Here is a 4,226-nt window from a genome sequence, read left to right on the forward strand (position 1 = left end):
AACGGGCGGGGGGCGGCTGCGGCGCCGCGCAGGGCAGGGGCGGCCCGCCGGGATCCTCGCGGAACAGCATGTCGACGACCTTCGGAAACAGGCCGTCATAGCGGTTCACGGTTTCGAGATAGGGGCGTTGGCGCTTCAACCGCTGCAGGGTCAGGGCGTAACCGAACACCGTGGTCTCGCTCGGCATCCAGGCGACGGCGCGCTGGAACCATTCGAGGGCGGTGTCGAACTGGCAGGAATTGTAGGCGTACCACGCCAGTCCCTGCGCGCCCTCGCCCGAGGCCGAGGCGATCACGACCTTGGCGTAGCGCTCGATCCGGGCCGGCTCGATGAAGGGCGGGTTGGCCAGCGTCAGCTTGCGTTCGAGCACGTCGATGAAGAGCAGCTCGTTGCCGACGAAGCGGTCGCGCCAGGCATAGGCCACCTCTTCCGCCTCGCGCAGCATGTTCAGCTCGCGCAGGGTATGGGCGAGGCCGTGGGCGACCATGGCGTCGCCGCCGCGGGCGATGGCGAGCTTGAACCATTCCAACGCCTCGCGGAACTGGCGGCGCTTGTAGGCGTACCAACCGAGCAGCCCGGTCTGGCCGGGATCGCCGCTCTTGCGGGCATAGGCCTGGAAGGCGTTGAGGTCGGCCAGCGTCGGCGTCTGGGCCGGTTCGTCGTGCAGGAAGGCGGCGATCCGCGCCCGGGTGATGTCGAGGCGGATCGCCTCGAACTCGGACATCCCCTCCTGGCTCGAACGCCCCATGGCGATGAGCCGCTCGGCCTGCTCCATCTTGAGATGGCTCATCGCCTTCTGGATCGTGGCAAGGCGCGCGCCGGCATCGGCGCTGCCGTCGAGGACGGATTTGTAGAGATCGAAGGCGTCCTCGGTCGCCCCCGTCGCGGCCAGCCCGTCGGCGATCCGCCAGACGCTCTCGACGTCGGACGGATCGAGCGCGCCGGGATCGCCGCGGTAGAGGCCGACCACCTCCTCGGCATTGCCCCCCGTGCCGCCCTTCTCCGCCGCGGCCTTGATGCTGCTGCGGAACTCCGCCCGGCGAAGCTTGCGCGCGAGTTCCTCGGAGGGCTGCCAGGCCGGATCGACCGAGCGGCGGGAGGCGATGGCCGCGCGCAGATCCTGGAAGCGGCCGGCGGTGAAGAGATCCCACAGCGGAGCCTCCTCGGGCGGGCTCGGCTGCAGGGTTTCCAGGTCGGTGGGCTCCGTCCAGCCCGGATAGAGCCGTTTCAGCCGCGCGATCTCGGCCTTCATCCGGGCGGTCTGCTTCTGCGAGGCGTAGTAGCGCAGGGCGCTCTCGTCGACCATGCCGGGGGTGCCCCCGGTTTCGGGATCGACGAGGATCGCCGGCGCGCGCACGCCGTCGCCGTAGACGATGCGCGGGGCGGGTTCGGGCGCCGGCTGCGCGCTACCCTGGGCCGTGGCGGATTCGCCGCCACCGAGCAGGAGTGCGGCGGCGAGGCCGGCGGCGAGGGGCCTCAGGACTTCACGCATGACGGATACCGCATCCGAGCCGCGATCAGCGCGAGCAGGTGGAGGGTCGTCGGATAGTAGTTCTGGTTATCCTGCACCGTCCTTAAGGATTCGGGAAAGGGCGTCCCATCCGTCGCGCAGGCGGTGATCGCGGGGATGGCGGTGTAACCCGGCTCGCTCAGCCACTCGACCGCCTGCCCGTCCCGGGTGTCGACGATGGGCAGGCGCTCGCGTTCGAGGCCGCCCCAGAGCGTCTTGAACGGGGCGTAATCCTCCGGCCGGCCGATCCCCGCCCAGGCGAGATAGAGCGGCACGCGGATGGCGTTGTAGGAGAACAGCGGCGGGAAGCCGTCCGCAGGACGCGGCGTTTCCTTGGCCGAGATCCACTCGGTCGGCAGGCCGCTCGGCCCGAAGCGGGATTGCCGCAGGAAGGTGAGGCCGCTGCGGATCAGCGAGGCCCAATCGTATTCGGGCGCGACGATCGGCAGGCGCTGGAAGGCGGGGAACACCCAGTAGGACAGGTTGATCAGCGGCCCGTCGCTGCGCTCGCGGGCGGAGAAGCCGGCGACGGCGGGCAGCAGGACCGGCCCGTGCGGATCCTTGAACAGGATCGTCTTGCGGCCGAACTCCACGGCGATGCGGCGCGCGGCGGTGCGGTAGGAGGGCTCGCCCCAGGCCTCCGCCGCCTCGGTCAGGGCCCAGGCGATGAGGATGTCGCCATCGGTGGCGTTGTTCATGTCGGCCACCGCCGGCCGCTGGTCCGGAGACCAGCGCCAGGCCAGCAATTCGTCGGACCGCACCATCAGGTTGGCGCGGGTCCAGCCCCAGATCCGCTCGAAGGTGGCCCGGTCGCCGGCCGCGACCGCGAGCAGCAGGCCGTAGCCCTGGCCTTCGCTGTGACTGATCAGGCCGTTGGCGGTGTCGACGATGCGGCCCTGCTCGGTGACGAAGCGCTGCCGGTAGGATTGCCAAGCCGCGTCGTCTCCCAGGGTGTTGGCGAGCACGGGGCCGGCATCCGACCGGGCCGGACTCTCGGGGCGCGGCGGGGTCGGCAGGGCGGTGGCGGGCGGCACGGTGGTCGCCTCCGAAGGCTGCGCGAGGGCGGATGTCGCCGCCGGGAGCGTGGCGGCGAGGGCAAGGGCGAAGCCGCGCGCCGCGACACCGAGGCGAGCGCGCGGCGCGCGGCGGACGAGGTCCATCAGGAATTCCTTCGGCCGAGTTGCCGCACGAGGCTCGTGGTGGCGAGGCCGAGGCACAGGGCCATCATCAGGGTCATGCCGACATAATAGGCGGGATTGAGGGAAAGCCACGCCGCCGCGACCAGCCGGAAGTTCGGCAGCGACCAAGACCGCGTCTCGATCAGCGCGACATGGTCCGGCTGAATGGTCGTGAGGGTGCCGTCCGAGGCGTCGAGGAAGGCGGCGCGCCCGACGAGGCGGGTCCAGACCACCGGATCGACGAGGCAGGAGACCGAGGCCTTCAGCATGGACGGGTTCGGGGCGGTGACGAGCACGGTGCTGTCGCTGAGCCGAGTTCCGCCATTGCCCTCGGCGATGATCAGCGAGGCGCGGGGATTGACCGGCACGGCTGCCGCCGGCTCGTCCATCAGACCAGTGACCCCGCTATGCAGCTTCAGGCCCCAATTCGCGAGCCGGGTCCAGCCCTCACGCAGGACCGCCGGGACGACGGCGGAGCCTGACAGGGTCTGGTCCCAGCGCGCCACGAGCTGCTCATCGGTCTCCGCACCCGCCGCCGGGGGCGCGGATCGCGGCGCGGGGGCCGATATGGTGGGAGCCGGCGCGGGAACCGGCACCGTGCTCGGCGCGGCCGCGGCCACGCTGACCGGGACGGCGGCGGGGGGGAGCGAGCAGCGCATCGGCACGTTGCGGCGCAGCCGGTCGAGGGTCAGCACGCCCTCGGTGCCGAACTGGCCGGGGGTGGCCACGGTCTCCGCCCGGCCTTCCCAGATCCGGCGGATCTCGTCAGGGTCGAGGCCGACGGTCTGCAGCGTCACCGGGGTGAGCGCCCGGGCCGGCGCGACCACGAGGTTGGCGCCGCCCTCCGTGCTTCCCGCATCGGGCACGAGTTCGAAATCGATGACGCGCTTGGCGGCGATGGCGAGCCGGGCCGCGAGGGTGGCGGCGGCATCGGCGGTGTCGCGGTCGGTGGTGGCAGCACGAGGCGCGGGCGCGCGCCCGGGGCGGCGAAGGGAACGGCGCCGGCCTTGACCGCCGCGAGATCGGGGCTGCGCACCGCCCGGGCGAGGGCCGGGATTTCCAGGCGGGTGCGATCAAGGAAGAGGAAGCGCGGCTGCCGCGCCGCCGGGGAGAGGGTGTTGCAGACCTTGTCCGAGGCGTTCGGCAACTGGGCGCTGATCTCGACGCTGTTCAGCCCCGGCCGCCACAGGCTCAAGGGCAGCGGGATGGCTTGGTCGTCGAACACCTCGCCGCGCGTATAGGGCAGCGGCACGCTTGCGGCGTTGCGGCCGTTGATGTCGACGACGATCTGGGCGCTCGAAGCCAGGCCCGCGGCGTAGCCTCCGGCGAGGTGCAGCATCACCTTGCCGTAATCGGCCGGGACGAAATCGGCGGGGAAGCGCAGCTCGAACCGGGTGCGCAGCAGGCGCCCGCTGAATTCGCGGGTGGTGACGCCGAGCTTCTCCAGTTCGAGCCGCTCGCCGCCCTCGACCTCGTAGCCCCGGATCAGCGGGGCGAGGGCGGCGCCGGGCTGGCTGCCGCCGCCATCCCCGGTCGCG

General features: G+C 71.7%; 2 protein-coding genes and 1 pseudogene. All 3 read right to left on the reverse strand.

What is annotated here, in order from left to right:
* Positions 1-1,492 (reverse strand): hypothetical protein (locus MZTS_RS21155; RefSeq protein ID WP_192285311.1); only part of this gene is annotated, 1,492 nt, incomplete at its 3' end.
* Complete coding sequence (locus MZTS_RS21160; protein ID WP_192285312.1) at positions 1,477-2,670, reverse strand: family 8 glycosyl hydrolase; 1,194 nt, start codon at positions 2,668-2,670, stop codon at positions 1,477-1,479. The genes MZTS_RS21160 and MZTS_RS21155, both read right to left, overlap by 16 nt.
* Positions 2,670-4,226 (reverse strand): annotated as a pseudogene (locus MZTS_RS21165) (cellulose biosynthesis cyclic di-GMP-binding regulatory protein BcsB); the annotation flags it as partial. The pseudogene MZTS_RS21165 and the gene MZTS_RS21160, both read right to left, overlap by 1 nt.

It is taken from the genome of Methylorubrum zatmanii, from assembly GCF_014845115.1.
GTDB lineage: Bacteria > Pseudomonadota > Alphaproteobacteria > Rhizobiales > Beijerinckiaceae > Methylobacterium > Methylobacterium zatmanii.